The following is a 15,246-nucleotide window of genomic DNA, read 5'->3' on the forward strand; positions in this document are numbered from 1 at the left end:
ATGATTCGTTCGCTGAGCGTCGCCGCCGTAGCCGGTGTGGCCGCGCTGACCCTGGTCGGCTGCGGCTCCGACGACAAGGCGGCGCCCGCGGGCACCGACAAGGTCGGCGGCACCGTCACGGTGTTCGCGGCGGCCTCGTTGACCGAGACCTTCACCGAGCTGGGCAAGCAGTTCGAGGCCGCGCACCCCGGTGTCAAGGTGGTGTACAGCTTCGGTGCCAGTTCGGCCCTGGCCGAGCAGATCAACCAGGGCGCCCCGGCCGACGTCTTCGCCTCGGCCGCGCCGAAGAACATGCAGCAGGTGCAGGACAAGGGCGAGGTGACCGGCGCGCCGTTCACCTTCGTGCGCAACCGGCTGGAGATCGCGGTGCCAAAAGGCAACCCCGGTCACATCACCGGCCTGGCCGACTTCGGCAAGACCGAGCCGAAGATCGCGCTGTGCGCCGAGCAGGTGCCGTGCGGTGCGGCCGCCAAGACGGTGTTCGAGGTCGCGGGCGTCAACCCACAGCCCGATACCCGCGAGGCGGACGTGAAGGCGGTGCTGACAAAGGTCAAGCTCGGCGAGGTCGACGCCGCGCTGGTGTACCGGACCGACGTGCAGTCCGCGGGCGCTCAGGTAGAGGGCATCGACTTCCCCGAGGCAGCCAAGGCGATCAACGACTACCCGGTCGCGCCCCTGGCGCACGCGCCGAACTCGGCCGCGGCCGCGGCGTTCGTCGACTTCGTGAAGTCCGAGCAGGCGCGGGCGGTGTTCGCCAAGGCGGGATTCGACGCACCGTGACGCGGGTGCCGCGGCGGCGGGCGGCACAGGGACGGCGACCGCTCGTTCTGGTGCTGCCCGCGCTGTGTGCGCTGGCGTTCCTGCTCTTTCCGCTGATCGGGTTGCTACTGCGGGCACCGTGGCGCAACATGCCGGATCGGCTGTTGAACGCCGAAGTCGGTCAGGCCCTTCGGCTTTCGCTGCAATGCGCGAGCCTCGCCACGGTGCTGTGCCTGGTGTTCGGCGTGCCGTTGGCGTGGTTGCTCGCGCGCGGCGATGTACCGGGGAGCGGGGTGCTGCGGGCGCTGGTTACGGTGCCGCTGGTGCTGCCGCCGGTGGTCGGCGGTGTCGCGCTGTTGCTCGTGCTCGGCAGGCGCGGGCTGTTCGGGCGTTATCTGTACGAATGGTTCGGTGTCTCCCTGCCTTTCACGACGGCGGGTGTGGTGATCGCGGAAGCGTTTGTGGCGATGCCGTTTCTGGTGATCTCGGTGGAAGGCGCACTGCGGGCGGCGGATCCGCGTTTCGAGGAGGCGGCGGCGACGCTGGGGGCGTCGCGCTGGCTGACCTTCCGGCGCGTGACGCTGCCCTCGGTGCTGCCGGGTGTCGTCGCGGGCGGGGTGCTGTGCTGGGCGCGGGCGCTCGGCGAATTCGGTGCCACGATCACGTTCGCGGGCAACTTTCCCGGGAAGACGACCACCATGCCGCTGGCGGTGTATCTGGCGCTCGAAGCCGATCCCGAGGACGCGATCGTGCTCAGCCTGGTGCTGCTCACGGTGTCGGTCGCCGTGCTGGTCGCGTTGCGCGAGCGATGGATTCGGGGCGCGGTATGACACTCGACGCCGAATTGCAAGTCACCCGAGGTCAATTCGAACTCGACATTCGATTGTCCGTGGAGCCGGGTGAAGTCGTCGCACTGCTCGGGCCCAACGGCGCGGGAAAGACCACCGCGCTGCGGACGCTGGCCGGGCTGACGCCGCTCACCGACGGTGTGCTGCGGATCGGCGAAAAGACTTGGGACGCACCGCCGAAGGTGTTCGTGCCCGCCGAGCAACGTGAGGTCGGCGTCGTCTTTCAGGACTACCTGCTGTTCGGCCATCTGAGCGCGCTGGACAACGTCGCGTTCGGGCTGCGCGCTCGCGGCCAGCGCCGCACCCCCGCCCGAGCGCGCGCCACCGAATGGCTGGACCGCGTCGGTCTCTCGGATCACCTGCACGCCAAACCGCGGGCTCTGTCCGGCGGTCAAGCCCAACGCGTCGCCCTCGCGCGCGCCCTCGCCACCGACCCGGCACTGCTGCTCCTCGACGAACCACTGGCCGCACTCGACGCGAGCACCCGCCTGCGCGTGCGCTCCGACCTGGCACACCACCTCGCCGACTACCCCGGCCACACCGTGCTGGTCACCCACGACCCACTCGACGCCATGGTGCTGGCCGACCGCCTCGTCATCCTCGAAAACGGCGTCGTTGTCCAGGAGGGTTCCCCGAGCGAAGTCGCGCACCGCCCCCGCTCGGACTACGTCGCAAACCTGGTGGGCCTCAACCTCTATCGCGGCACCGCCCACGGCACCACCGTCGACCTCGACACCGGCGGCACCCTCACCATCGCCGAACCCACCGAGGGTGCCGTGCACATCGCCTTCGCCCCCACCGCCGTCAGCCTGCACCCCGACCACCCCACCGGCAGCCCCCGCAACACCTGGCCGGTCACCATCTCCGGCATCGAACAACACGCCCACACCATCCGCCTCCGCCTCGACGGCACCCCACCCGTCCTCGCCGACGTCACCCCCGCCAGCGTCGCCGACCTCCGCCTCCGCCCCGGCCTCCAACTCTGGGCCGCAGTGAAAGCCACTGAAACACATACCTATCCGGCGTAATCCACACACCACCGCCCAGCCGCCAGCACCTGCGCTCAGGCGGTGAAACAATCCGTGTGCGAGACTCAACGGCATGTCGTTCCGGACGTGACCTGAGCCACAAAAACCTGTCGGTAGCCGATGGCAGTCTTCGCGCCATGCCGAGCATCCGCCACGAAGCCCCACTCGAATTGCTGCGCCACAACCCCGAATTGGCTGCCGCGCTGCTGGCGGATACCGGCATCCAGCTACCCGCCGGAGCGACCGCGATGATCAGCGACAGCAGCCTCAGTACCTGCAACCCACCGGAATTCCGCGCGGACGCCGTCACACTCCTACGCGGCACCGACGGCGGAAAGCTGGCCGTCATCACCGAATCTCAGTCGGCCCCACCCAAACGCGGTAAACGCAGGGCGTGGCCCGCCTACGTCGCTGTCGCTCAATCCCAGCATGATTGCGATGCCGTCCTGGTCGTCATCGCATCCAGCCGAGCCACGGCCCGCGCCTGCCGCCGCACCATCCACACCGGCCACCCGGGATTCAGCCTCGCTCCCATCGTCATCGGCCCACACAACACCCCGGATCCCACCAACCCAGCGTTCGCGGACGTCGCCCCCGAACTCACCGTCCTCGCCGCCCTGACCCACGCCCTCGACTTGACCGAAGACGCCAACCGACGCATGGTGCTCGACAAACTCGCCACCCTCGATCGCGAGACCCGCACGACCTACACTCGATTTGTCCAGCACGCCGCCCCGGACGCGGCCAGAAAAGCCCTGGAGGAGCTCATGGCCAGCCCTACCTACCGAGACGACTTCGTTGATGGCCTGCTCGATCAGGGGCGCGCCGAAGGGGAGGCGAGAGGGGAGGCGAAGATGCTGGTGCGTGCCCTTGTCGCTCGAGGATTCGCGGTCCCGGACGACCTTCGCGCGCGCATTCTTGCATGTCTGGACACCGAACAGCTGGAAGCCTGGATGGACAAGGCAGCCGTAGCCACTTCCCTGGATACGGTCTTCGACGACTGAACCGGCTACGCCGGGCAGACCTGGCTTTCTCGCGCCGCACAGGAGCGAATCCGTGTTAACTTAGACGAGAATCGCAACTAACTTAGCTGATCGGAGAGGGCTATGAGGTCCGCCGTCATCGTTGATGTCGTTCGTACCCCGTCGGGCAAGGGGAAGGTTGGGGGTGGGTTGTCAGGGGTGCATCCGGCGACCTTGCTTGCGGGGGTGCTCGGCGAGTTGGTGGCACGGAATGGGTTGGATCCTGCGCTGGTCGATGATGTGGTCGGCGGGTGTGTGACGCAGAGTGGGGAGCAGGCGTTCAATATCAGTCGGACGGCTGCGCTAGCGGCAGGGTTTCCGGAGTCGGTGCCCGCTACGACGGTGGATCGGCAGTGTGGGTCCAGTCAGCAGACGGCGCATTTCGCGGCGCAAGGGGTGATTTCGGGGGCGTATGACATCGCGATCGCCTGCGGGGTGGAGTCGATGAGTCGGGCGCCGATGTTCTCGAATGCGCAGGGCAAGGATCCGAATCAGGGGCCGCTGGCGCATCGGTATCCGGAAGGGCTTGTGCAGCAAGGGATCGCGGCGGAGGTGATCAGTGCGCGGTGGAAGTTCGATCGGGCCGCGCTGGACGAGTTCGCCGCGCGCTCGCATCGGCTCGCCGCGGAAACTGCTGCGGCAGGCGGGTTCGCGAACGAGTTGGTGGCCGCGGGCACGTTGACCGCGGACGAGACCATCCGCCCGACAACGACCGCCGAAGGCCTGGCGGGGCTTAAGCCCGCGTTCGTGGATGAGCGGTTCACCCAGCGGTTCCCGGAGATCGAATGGTTGATCACACCGGGCAACTCCTCGCCGCTGACCGACGGAGCCTCGGCCGCACTGATCATGAGCGAGGAAGCGGCGAACAAGCTGGGGCTGCGCGCCAGGGCCCGGTTCCACTCGTTCTCGGTGGTCGGCGACGATCCGCTGCTGATGCTCACCGCCGTCATCCCGGCCACCCGAAAGGTCCTGGAGCGGGCGGGTCTGAGCATCGACGATATCGACGCCTACGAGGTGAACGAGGCGTTCGCGCCGGTACCGCTGGTGTGGCAGCAAGAGCTCGGCGCGGACCCGGCCAAGCTGAACCCGCGCGGCGGCGCGATCGCCCTCGGTCACCCGCTCGGCGCGTCCGGCACCCGTATCCTGGCCACCATGGTCAATCATCTCGAGCAGACCGGCGGCCGCTACGCCCTGCAAACCATGTGTGAGGCAGGCGGATTGGCCAACGCCACCATTATCGAGCGCCTCGGATGACGCCCTCCCCCGCAGTAGGGCGCAACCTCGCGAAGACGAACCGATGACGGCGGCACTGGCCGGACTCGATCTCCCTGCGCTGCAACGGTATTTCGAGGCACACGTCCCGCAGACCGCCGGCCCCCTGACCGCGTCGCTGCTCAAGGGCGGCAAGTCGAATCTCACCTACCGGCTGCACGACGGAACGAACGACTGGGTGCTGCGCCGCCCACCACTCGGCCCACTCACGCCCACCGCGCACGACATGGCCCGCGAATACCGCATCGTCGCCGCCCTGCGCGACACGAATGTCCCTGTCGCGCAGGCAATCGCATTGTGCGAGGACACCGAGGTGATCGGCGTACCGTTCGCGGTCGTCTCCTTCGTGGACGGCCACGTCCTCCAGGACGGCGACCAGACCGCCGCACTGACCACCGACCAGGCCCGCGCCTGCGCGAAAGCACTCATCGACACCCTGGCCGCCCTGCACGCAGTGGACTACACGGCCGTCGGCCTCACCGAATTCGGCCGCCCCGCCGGATATCTCGCCCGCCAGGTCAAACGCTGGCGCGGCCAGTGGGACCGCGTCGCCACCCGCGAAGTCGACGCCCTCGACCGGCTCACCGACGCACTGCGCACCGCACTGCCCGAACAGGCGGCGGAAACCATCGTGCACGGCGACTACCGCCTGGACAATACGATCGTCGACCGCAACGACTTCGGCAAGATCGCCGCCGTAGTCGACTGGGAGATGGCCACCCTCGGCGACCCACTCGCCGATCTCGGCCTGCTCCAGGTCTATTGGGACGACCGCTGCGAACCGGTACTCGGCGTCCGGCACGCCCCGAGCGCCAACCCCGGCTTCCTCTCCGTCGACGAGATCGCCGAACGCTACGCCGCCGCAACGGGTTATTCCCTTGAGCACCTGTCGTTCTACCGCGCACTCGGCTACTTCAAGCTGGCCGTCATCGCGGAGGGCATTCACCAGCGCTTCCTCGCGGGCAAGACGGTAGGCGACGGCTTCGCCACGATCGGCGCGGCCGTACCGCTCCTGCTCGACGCGGGATTGGAAACGCTCGGATGACCGTCCGCAGCGCCCTGGTCACCGGCGGCTCGCGCGGCATCGGTGCCGAGGTGGCGCGCCGTCTGGCCGACGAGGGCTACCAACTCACCATCGCCGCCCGCAACAAGGACGTGCTCACCGAAACCGCGACCCGCCTGCGCGACGAGACGGGCGTCGAGGTGAATCCCGTTGTCGCCCAGATGAACGACCTCGACCAGGTCCGCGCACTGGTCCAAGCACACGCCGACCACTACGACGGCCTGCACGCCCTCGTCCTCAGCGCGGGCACCGGCACCGCCGGAACCGTCGCCGACATGCCGGTGAAGACCTACGAGCGCATGCTCGACGTCAACTTCCGCGCACCCATCACCCTCATCCAGGCCGCACTTCCGCTGCTACGCAAGAGCGCCCAGGACGACCCGCACCGCGGCGCGAAGATCATCGCACTCGCCTCCATCACGGGAGTCGCGGGCGAGGCAGGTCTCGCCGCGTACGGCGCAACCAAAGCCGCACTGATCTCGCTCTGCGAAACCGTCTCACTGGAAGAGTCCGCGAACGGCGTCAGCGCGACCGCCATCTCCCCCGGCTACGTCGACACCGACATGACCGCATGGAAACGCGACGTCCTCGACCAGTCGGCCATGCTGACCACCGGCGACATCGCCGAGATGGTCCTCGCGATCACCCGCCTCTCCCGCAACGCGGTGGTGCCGAACATCGTGATATCCCGCGCCGGCGACCAACTCTGGCGGGCATAGCCGACCAGCTATAACGCACGTGATCTGAGCCTCAGCCGCACTTCGAGACCCGGCCCCGGAGTTACGCTCGAAGCGCAGTCCTGTCATGGGACGACTATGGAAGGGCCCCTGATGGCGAAGGTCTTCTCGCATCTCGATGACGCGCTACGCAAGTTCATCAGCGAGCAGTCGATGTTCTTCGTAGCGACCGCACCCGTCGATGGCGGACGGGTCAACCTGTCCCCCAAGGGTTATCGCGACACCTTCGCAATCCTCGACGACCACACCATCGCCTACCTCGACCTGTACGGCAGCAGCGCGGAAACCATCGCGCATCTGCGCGACAACGGCCGCATAACCATCATGTTCTGCTCGTTCACCCGCACCTCGAGGATCCTGCGACTGTTCGGCACGGGCCGCGTGGTCCGCCCCGACTCCGCCGAATTCGACACCCTGCGAACGCATTTCGGCCTACAGCACCCGGGACTGCGCGCCGCCATCGTCGTCGACGTCGACCGCATCGCCGACTCCTGCGGCTACTCGGTCCCCTACCTCGAACTCATCGATGAACGCCCGGTGCTCGACGCCCTGCACAACCGCCGCACCGACGAGGACTTCGCCCGCCGCATCGCGGGCGACAACGCGGTCAGCCTCGACGGCCTACCGGCGCTCGAGCCGGACCACCCGCTGCCGTCCGCCATTCCCCGGTAGACACCGACCCGCATATCCTGTCCCGCCAGGGTTGCCCTGCGTATGCTCGCCGACATGCGACTGAGCACCCGCAACCAAATGGACGGCACCGTCATCTCGGTCACCCGCGGCGAGGCCATGGCGGTAGTCCGGGTCCGACTCGCGGGCGGCGACGAGATCACCTCGTCGATCACCCGTGACGCCGTCGACGACCTCCAACTCGCCGACGGCGTCCAGGTCAAGGTGCTGATCAAGTCGACCGAGGTCACCCTCGGCGTGGAGTAGCCCGCCGGTTACCGATCGGCAGGCAGCGGCGTAAGTTCCGCCAGTTCCTGCTGCACCAGCCGGTCGTGCGCCGCTGCCTCGGCCGCCGCCTTCTTCGGGCTCCAGTGACCTGCCATCAGGAAGACGAACGGCAGGAACACGATCTGAGCCACGAGACAGATCCACCACCAGCGCGCCCACTGGTGTGGCGAATCGGCCTTGGCCTGCTGCACCTCCGTCGCGTGCTCGGCGAGGTAGGCCTGGTCGTCGGCGGGGATGGTGCCGACAGACTGCAGTTGCGCGCCCGCTTGCGCGAGCTTGGGGCCAACGGTGCCGAGGACAGCGAGGTCAGCGGGCGGGATCTGCTGGACGGCGGTGAGCCTGGCGATCGCCTGATCCACCGGGATGCCGAACTTCTTGGCGACCTGCCCCACCGCGGCGAGCCCGGCGTTCCCGTCACTGGGGTTCGCGGCGAGCGCCGCCTGCGTGGCCGGTTCGATGGCCTGCAGTGTCGCGAGTTCCTCCCCGTATCGGGCGGTGAGCCCGAACGCCGTCTGGATCTCGGTAGCCGACGCGCCGGTGAGTTTGGTCAGCGCCGCCACCTGAGCGGCCTGGTCGTTCGGGTTCTTGCTCAGCGCCGCAAGGGTTTCCGGCCCGACCTGCTGAATGGTCGCCAGCTGTGGGCCGTACTTCGCCTGAATCTCTTGCAGCCGCGGACCGTAGTTCACCAGCGGACCGGCCGCGTTCACCACCACCAGCAAGCCGAACAGCACGACCGTCACGACGCTGCGTAGCGTGCCGCCCCACACCGCGAGCCCGACCGCGGTCGCCGCCGGATTGCGCTCCTCGACGGTCTCGGTGAAGCTGGCCATCCAGGTCGAGTAGGCGATGCCCGTGCCGACGGCGATGATCACGAACACCCAGGCGAAGGTGTAGTAGCCGGTGTCCGGCTCGTCGGTGTACCCGATGAACAGGTACATACCGATCACGCTGATCACCGCCCCGACGATCATGAACGGCTTGCGCACCTTGAGGTAGTCCGAGGCGATCCCGGCCAGCACCAGCGCGACCGCGTTGGCGGTCCAGTACCAGTTGCCGAGCGCGTTGGCCTTGGCCGGGCTGAAGCCGAAGTTCGTCGCCATATAGACGGGCAGGAAGGACACGATCGTGTAGAAGAACGCCAGGAACAGGCTGATGGCCAGGGCCGACCCGACGATGTTGAGGCGCAGCATCTGCCGCCACTGCCCCTTCTCCAGCTCACCCACGTCGAGCCCGCGGGCCCGCGCCTCGATCAACGCCCGATCGCGCAGCGACACCATGATCTGGTCGCGCAGCCGCGGGCTGAGCTCACGCAGGCCGACCACCGCGATCACCGCGATGACCAGGCAGATCGCCCCGCACAGCCGGTAGTGGTACTGCCAGTCGGGATGCGTGTCGAGGGTCCGGGTGGAGATCGCAGTGGTGACGAGGGCGCCGATGACCGGGCCCAGCGTCCAGAAGCCCATGGCGGAGGCTCGACCGAGTTGCGGCGAGAAGTCGCGGATCAGCGCGGGCGTGGCCACCAGCACCGCACCCTCCACGATGCTCACCACCACGTAGACGAAGAGGTACTGCTCCTTCGTGGTGGTCGCAGGGACCGCGAAAAGCGTCAGCAGCGAACAGATCACCACGCCGTAGGCCACGATGTTCGCCCGGCCCCACCGGTCGAGCAGCCCGGCCAGCACCGAGGCGACCGCGCCGAACGCGGCGCCGATGATGAAGATCCAGACGAAGTAGGCGAACGACAGGTGGAAATAGGCGATCAGCTCATTACCCACCGCGCCGGTGACGAACAACTGGTAGTAGAGCCCGATCGAAGCGATGACAACAACGGTCAGATACCACGATCGGGCGGGCGTATCGGGATAGTGCGGAAGCTTGCGCTGCCACAGCCCGGTGAGAATGGTCGGCGGTGCCGCGGTCTGGGTCGAGCTCATGGTCGAGATGCCTTTCTAGCCACGGCATCTCGTCCGGCTCTACAGCGAGCCGGCACGAAGGAACCGGGTGGCAACAGGCTAGTGATCGGCATCACCGGCCGCAGGCATTTCGCCGCACGAGACCGAAACGTGTTCTAGTTCTAATTCGTGGGATGAAATACCTGAGCGCTCGCTCAGTGAACCACGATTCGGAATTACGAAAACAATCTCAGTCCGGAAAAGATTGCAGCCGAGTCAGATAATCGCGCCCAAGAATCGGTCGCCCCGAAATAGCCCGGCGCCTACCGCGATTCGCGATAGGCGCCGGTGACGCTTTAGAGGTAGGCGCCGCAGACGGGCCAGGCGCCCGGGCCCTGGGTGGCGAGCACGTTCTCCGCGACGCGGATCTGCTCGGCCCGGCTGGCGTTGCTCGGGCTGCCGACGCCGCCGTTGGCGGTCCAGGTGCCCTGGGTGAACTGCAGACCACCGGAGAAGCCGTTGCCGGTCTCGGTGTTCCAGTTGCCGCCGCTCTCGCACTGTGCGACGGCGTCCCAGTTGTTGGCCGACGCGGTGGCGGTGGACAGGCCGAACGGGACGGCCACGAGGGCGCCGAGTGCGACGGTGACGCCGAGGACGCGGGTGCTGAACTTGCGGTTTTGCGACATAGGGATTCCCTGCCTGCGCCCACCGGCACGGCACGTGCTCGCCGTGTCCCTGTCCCCAGGTAGGTCGGGGATCCTCGAACCGCGGGACAGGGTTACCGGCATTCAGCGGTTCGAGTTCGAGCCCGTCATCGATCGGGCTCCGGCGACGGTAGCGAAGAAGTCGCTGCGAATCACGTCGCGATCACAACCGCACTGCCTCAACCAACAGTGCAGAGTTATGTTGTTTATGCATGCAGAGCAGGCAAAAAGAATCGAACGAGCGTGCGGTAATTGTTACGTTATGTGCCCGAGATCACTACGAAACTGTGTCTTCGGTCGCACGCCGGGCCGCGACAGTCCCACTGAGCGGGACGCTAATGAAAACTTCGCTGTGCACGCTTCGAATACCTGTCAATCCCCGAGGACGAACAGGATTGCGCGAATCTCCTACTTACCGTGCGCCCGCAGTTGATAAAGCCCCTCGGTCTCCGCGACAACCACGCCGTCGGCGTCGGTGACAACGGCCCGCAGGGTGAAGTCCGACTTTCCTTTGGCGGCAGCCTCTTCGGCGATCCGGGCGATCTCGTCCGCAGGCAAACTCGCCTCCGCCCGCACATCGGTCTTCGCGGGCTTGCGGAAGTACACGTGCAGATCCTTGACCAGCGGATAGAACTCGGAGTTGTCGAAGGTGGCGACCGCGATCGCGCCGCCGAGGATCTCCGCCACGGTGAACAGCACCCCCGCGTACATCACGCCGAAATGGTTCCCGTTGCCCTCGATCGGCACCATCGTCGCCGCGAAGCCCGGCCGCACCTCGGCGGCCCGCACACCCATCCCGTGCGCAATCGGGATGGTGAATTCCAGTCCCGCGTTGACGATCTCCGCGAACGGCGGCGTCTGCCCCTCGTCACTCATCCCGCACCATCCCTTCGCACCGGAGGCGACCAGCACCTCGTGTCCGCCGCCTCGGCCGACCGCACCGAAGCGTAACCCGGCCGATCGCAAAGTCGGTGCGGCGCTGCTCGTCTCGCGGGTGCCACGCCAGGACCACCGATGTTGCGTGGTTATCCCCCGCCACGAGCGCATACTGCACAGGATTGGCCGGGCCCGATTCGGCGATTCCTGCTGCTCGCGGCGAATCGCACCCCTCCGAGACAGCCGAGGTACGCAATGACCAGCATGGACAAGGCAACGGTCGCCGTCGCGGCGCTGACGTTCGCCGCACTGTCGGCGGTTGCCGCGCCCGCGGCGAGTGCCGCACCGGTGTGCGGCGGGGCGGGCCAGCCGACGCTGGTGGCCGCGACCTTGCCCGGGGCGCTGGAGGGACTGACCGTCGACGCACGTGGGCGGGCCTATACAACGGACCTGGCGACCGGTCGGGTGTATCGGATCGACGCGCCGGGCGCGGTACCGGTGCCCATCGCGACCGTGCCGAGCGGCGGTGGCGGCGCGCTCGCGTGGACACCTGATGACAAGTTGCTGGTCGGCTATGGCGCGGACGCGCGGTCTTTCGTCGGCGACTCGCTGCGCCGTGCCGGGATCATCAAGATCGATCCGGAGACCGGCGCCGTTGCGCCCTTTGCCTCGGGGCTCAGCGCCGCGAACGGCATGGATGTCGCACAAGACGGAACTGTCTACGCCACCAACGACTTCGGCAGCCTCGTCGGCCGCGTCTACCCGAACGGCGTGGTCCAAGCCGATTGGACGTCCTTCCCCAGCGCGAACGGCGCGGTCCTCGGCACGAACGACGAATACCTTTACGTCAGTAGGACATTCGCCAACCCAGGGGTGAGCCGAATCCCCACCGCCAACCCGGGCGCGCCCCAGTCGCTGCTCGACCTCGGTGGCGCCGACGCGCTCGCCGCGCCGGACGGACTGACCCTCGACTCCCTGGACCGCCCGGTGGTCCCCCTCAATACGGCGGGCCAAGTCATCCGCATCGACGCCCCGAACCAATACTGCGTCCTCGGTAGCGGCAATCCCATGACGAGCGTCCTCACCTACGGCCGCGGCACGAACGGCTTCTCGGCGGGTCGCCTCTTCGGCGCCACCTTCACCGGCGTGGTCTACGAAATCCCCGGCGGCTTCGACCCGAACGCCCGCACCGCGACCCCGTAACACCGAGGTCTGCGCCTTTCAGGTGCCAGCCCGTAGACACTGACGCCCCGGTTTCCGCGGTCGATCATAGGATGACTGTTGGTGGCTGTCCGGGGCCGTGATTGCATGGACCTCCGGCCGCATCGCCGAGCACGACACGATCGTCCATGCGTCACGTGGAGGTACGGATTGCGTTCTCGCACCAAGATCCTGATCGGCGTCGCGTTTGCCGTGACGATCGCGTTGGTCGCCGGCGGGATTCTGTTCGCCGTCCGGTACGCCTCGCGGGACGAGGCCGCGCCGGTCTGCCCTGGTGATGACGCGTCGTCCGGGCCGGGGTGGACGTCGTCGAATACTGAGGTGGATGCGGCGTTCGAGCAGCATCCGTTCGTCGGCAACGGCTACCTCGGGTTGCGGGTGCCGCCGCGCGGCATGGGGTACGCGCTGACCGGTGAGCTGAGCGGCTGGCCGCTGTACACGCCCCGATACGACGGCGCTTTCGTCGCAGGGCTGTACGGGCACACGCCCGGGCTGGCCGACGATCGTGAGGTCGCGGCGGCGATCCCGAACTGGTCCGCGCTCACCGTCGGCGTCGGCGACGACACGTACTCCACGAACACACCGGCCGACCGGATCACGAACTTCACGCAGACCAGGTACCTGCGCTGCGGATTGGTGCGTACCGCCCTCACCTGGACCAACGCGGAGGGCAAGGCCACCGATCTGGTGTACGACGTCGTCGCGGATCGGGTCGATCAGCATGTAGGCGCGGTCCATCTCACGCTCGTTCCGCACTGGTCCGGCGAGCTCACGGTGACCGATCTGCTCGCCGGCGCGGGCGCGCGCCGGATGACGCAGACCGAGGGCGGCGCGAGCGAGGGCGATATCCAGGTCGGTTTCCGCGCCGACGGCACCGGAGTCGTCGGCGCGGTTGCGTCTGTGTTAAGTACCGGAGCCGCGCAGCAGCCCGCTCCGGCGCGCGATCTCAGCGTCAGCCAGCAGAACCGCCTCAGCGTCCGCGACGGAAGGACTTACGAGGTAACCAAATTCGTCGGAGTCGACACCGCGCTCACCGCACGCGATCCCGTGGCCGCGGCACATGACGCGGCGCAGCGGGCCGCGCGTAAGGGCTGGCCGGATCTGCTGGCGGGCACGGCGGAAGCGTGGCGCGGGCTGTGGCGCGGTGACATCGAGGTACCCGGCAACTCCGACCTACAGACGTGGGCCCGTGGTGCGCTCTACTCGCTGTACTCGAGCACCAATTCCCAACAGGACAACAGCATTTCGCCCGTCGGACTCAGCAGCGACAACTACGCGGGTGCCGTGTTCTGGGACGCGGACATCTGGATGTTCCCCGGCTTGCTCCAGCTGGCGCCCGATCTCGCCAAATCCGTTGTGGAATACCGGTTCAAGACCTTGCCCGCCGCACAGGCGAACGCACAACAGCTGGGCTACCGTGGCGCCTTCTATCCGTGGACCAGCGAAAGCCGTGGTGCCCTCGCGGAATGCCACAGCTGGGATCCGCCGCACTGCCTGACCCAGATCCACCTGCAAGGCGACATCTCCCTCGCGGCCTGGCAGTACTACCTGGCCACCGGCGACACCGATTACCTGCGCGGCCGCAGTTGGCCGATCATGCGGAACCTGGCCGAATTCTGGACGTCCCGGGTGACGCCGAACCCCGACGGCAGCTACTCGATCGAGAATGTCGCGGGCCCAGATGAATACAGCAACGGCGTCAAGGACGGGGTCTACACCAACGCGGTAGCCGCACTGGCACTGCGCAATGCGGCCCGTGCCGCCGAAATCCTCGGCGAGCCCGCCCCGCCCGAGTGGACCGCGATCGCCGACCACCTGCGCATGCCCTTCGATCCGGCGCGGCAGATCTTCGCCCAGTACGACGGCTATCCCGGCACGCCCATCAAACAGGCGGACACCGTACTGCTGATCTATCCGCTGGAATGGCCTATGTCGCAGGAGGTTTCGAGAAACGTTCTCGAATACTATGCCAAGCGCACCGATCCCGACGGTCCCGCGATGACCGATTCGGTGCATGCCATCGACGCTGCGGCGATCGGCACGCCGGGTTGTGCGACGGACACCTACCTCGAACGCGCGGTTCGACCGTTCGAGCGAGCGCCGTTCGGGCAGTTCGCGGAGGCTCGTGGCAACAAAGCGGGCGTCAAGGACCCGCTGGCAGGTGCGCCCGCCTTCACCTTCGTCACCGCCGCGGGCGGATTCCTCCAGACCTTCACCAATGGCCTGCTCGGGCTGCGCTTGCGGGCCGACGAGGTGCGCATCGATCCGACGTTGCCGCCGGAACTCGCTGCGGGACTACATATCCGTGGCATGCATTGGCAGGGACGGACTTTCGACGCCGAACTGGGACCCGACGATACGAAGATCACGCTGAAAGACGGTGCGGCGATGCAGGTTCGGACTGCGACCGGCACGCAACGGGTCAGCCGTGACCATCCACTGACCGTCAAGACCCGCCGACCGGACCTGACACCCACCGACAACATCGCCCGCTGCAAGGCCGTTTTCGCGAGTTCAGCCGAACCTGGCCGATACGCCGAGGCTGCCGTCGACGGCAGCGTCGCTACCGGCTGGGCGCCCGACGGCAACCGAGGCACTCTCACCGTCGATTTGGGCACGGAAACCCCTGTCGGACGGATACTTCCGCGCTGGTCGGCTCCCGCTCCTACGGAATCGACCGTCGCGGTGTCACCGGACAACAAGACCTGGACGACAGTCACCCCAGACCCGGCAACCGGCGCACTCGCGAGTCCGTCTGCCGCCCGCTACATCCGCCTCGACATCACGGCAGCCGACCCGACTGTCCATCCGGGCCTCAGTGAGCTCGAGGTTTCCGCCCCACCGAAATAGGCGCGGCACCTCGCGGA

13 protein-coding genes and 1 pseudogene are annotated in these 15,246 nt (G+C 67.4%); 11 read left to right on the forward strand and 3 right to left on the reverse strand.

The genetic code is table 11. From position 1 onward, the window contains the following. The 9 genes from modA to ACQPW1_RS38125 all read left to right on the forward strand — a co-directional run bounded on the left by modA (nucleotide 1) and on the right by ACQPW1_RS38125 (nucleotide 7,665). On the forward strand, nucleotides 1-780 hold the full coding sequence (gene modA, locus ACQPW1_RS38085) for a molybdate ABC transporter substrate-binding protein (RefSeq protein WP_433657450.1): 780 nt from the start codon (nucleotides 1-3) through the stop codon (nucleotides 778-780). Then, the gene (gene modB / locus ACQPW1_RS38090) at nucleotides 777-1,589 is read left to right on the forward strand and encodes a molybdate ABC transporter permease subunit (RefSeq protein WP_433657452.1); all 813 of its coding nucleotides are present in this window, start codon (nucleotides 777-779) and stop codon (nucleotides 1,587-1,589) included. The genes modA and modB overlap by 4 nt, the downstream gene beginning before the upstream one ends. Next, the gene (locus tag ACQPW1_RS38095) at nucleotides 1,586-2,635 is read left to right on the forward strand and encodes an ABC transporter ATP-binding protein (RefSeq protein ID WP_433657454.1); all 1,050 of its coding nucleotides are present in this window, start codon (nucleotides 1,586-1,588) and stop codon (nucleotides 2,633-2,635) included. The genes modB and ACQPW1_RS38095 overlap by 4 nt, the downstream gene beginning before the upstream one ends. Before the next feature lie 137 nt (nucleotides 2,636-2,772). Further along, nucleotides 2,773-3,639: a hypothetical protein gene (locus ACQPW1_RS38100; protein WP_433657456.1), complete on the forward strand. Its 867-nt coding sequence runs from the start codon at nucleotides 2,773-2,775 to the stop codon at nucleotides 3,637-3,639. A 102-nt stretch (nucleotides 3,640-3,741) separates the two neighbouring features. After that, on the forward strand, nucleotides 3,742-4,911 hold the full coding sequence (locus ACQPW1_RS38105) for a thiolase family protein (RefSeq protein ID WP_433657458.1): 1,170 nt from the start codon (nucleotides 3,742-3,744) through the stop codon (nucleotides 4,909-4,911). A 43-nt stretch (nucleotides 4,912-4,954) separates the two neighbouring features. Then, nucleotides 4,955-5,974, forward strand: coding sequence for a phosphotransferase family protein (locus ACQPW1_RS38110; protein ID WP_433657460.1), 1,020 nt, complete (start codon nucleotides 4,955-4,957; stop codon nucleotides 5,972-5,974). Continuing rightward, nucleotides 5,971-6,711 carry an SDR family NAD(P)-dependent oxidoreductase gene (locus ACQPW1_RS38115; RefSeq protein ID WP_433657462.1) on the forward strand — a complete coding sequence of 247 codons (741 nt, stop codon included), beginning with the start codon at nucleotides 5,971-5,973 and terminating at the stop codon, nucleotides 6,709-6,711. The genes ACQPW1_RS38110 and ACQPW1_RS38115 overlap by 4 nt, the downstream gene beginning before the upstream one ends. A gap of 111 nt (nucleotides 6,712-6,822) precedes the next feature. Beyond that, on the forward strand, nucleotides 6,823-7,401 hold the full coding sequence (locus tag ACQPW1_RS38120; RefSeq protein WP_433657464.1) for a pyridoxamine 5'-phosphate oxidase family protein: 579 nt from the start codon (nucleotides 6,823-6,825) through the stop codon (nucleotides 7,399-7,401). 54 nt (nucleotides 7,402-7,455) lie between these two features. Then, nucleotides 7,456-7,665: a TOBE domain-containing protein gene (locus ACQPW1_RS38125; protein WP_396969087.1), complete on the forward strand. Its 210-nt coding sequence runs from the start codon at nucleotides 7,456-7,458 to the stop codon at nucleotides 7,663-7,665. 8 nt (nucleotides 7,666-7,673) lie between these two features. On the opposite strand, the gene ACQPW1_RS38130 is transcribed toward ACQPW1_RS38125, so the two are convergent. The 3 genes and pseudogenes from ACQPW1_RS38130 to ACQPW1_RS38140 form a co-directional block, all read right to left on the reverse strand. Then, nucleotides 7,674-9,620, reverse strand: coding sequence for an MFS transporter (locus tag ACQPW1_RS38130; RefSeq protein WP_433657467.1), 1,947 nt, complete (start codon nucleotides 9,618-9,620; stop codon nucleotides 7,674-7,676). Between the two features lie 317 nt (nucleotides 9,621-9,937). Further along, a pseudogene (locus ACQPW1_RS38135) lies at nucleotides 9,938-10,264 on the reverse strand (transglycosylase family protein); the annotation flags it as partial. A gap of 426 nt (nucleotides 10,265-10,690) precedes the next feature. Next, nucleotides 10,691-11,329 (reverse strand): PaaI family thioesterase, encoded by a 639-nt coding sequence (locus ACQPW1_RS38140; RefSeq protein ID WP_433657469.1) that lies wholly within the window; start codon nucleotides 11,327-11,329, stop codon nucleotides 10,691-10,693. A gap of 84 nt (nucleotides 11,330-11,413) precedes the next feature. Between ACQPW1_RS38140 and ACQPW1_RS38145 the strand changes: the two genes are divergently transcribed. Beyond that, nucleotides 11,414-12,361: an SMP-30/gluconolactonase/LRE family protein gene (locus tag ACQPW1_RS38145; protein ID WP_433657471.1), complete on the forward strand. Its 948-nt coding sequence runs from the start codon at nucleotides 11,414-11,416 to the stop codon at nucleotides 12,359-12,361. Between the two features lie 168 nt (nucleotides 12,362-12,529). Beyond that, nucleotides 12,530-15,229, forward strand: a complete 2,700-nt coding sequence (locus tag ACQPW1_RS38150; RefSeq protein WP_433657473.1) for a discoidin domain-containing protein — start codon at nucleotides 12,530-12,532, stop codon at nucleotides 15,227-15,229. Nucleotides 15,230-15,246: the final 17 nt, after the last annotated feature.

This window comes from Nocardia sp. CA-128927 (assembly GCF_050955855.1).
Classification (GTDB): domain Bacteria; phylum Actinomycetota; class Actinomycetes; order Mycobacteriales; family Mycobacteriaceae; genus Nocardia.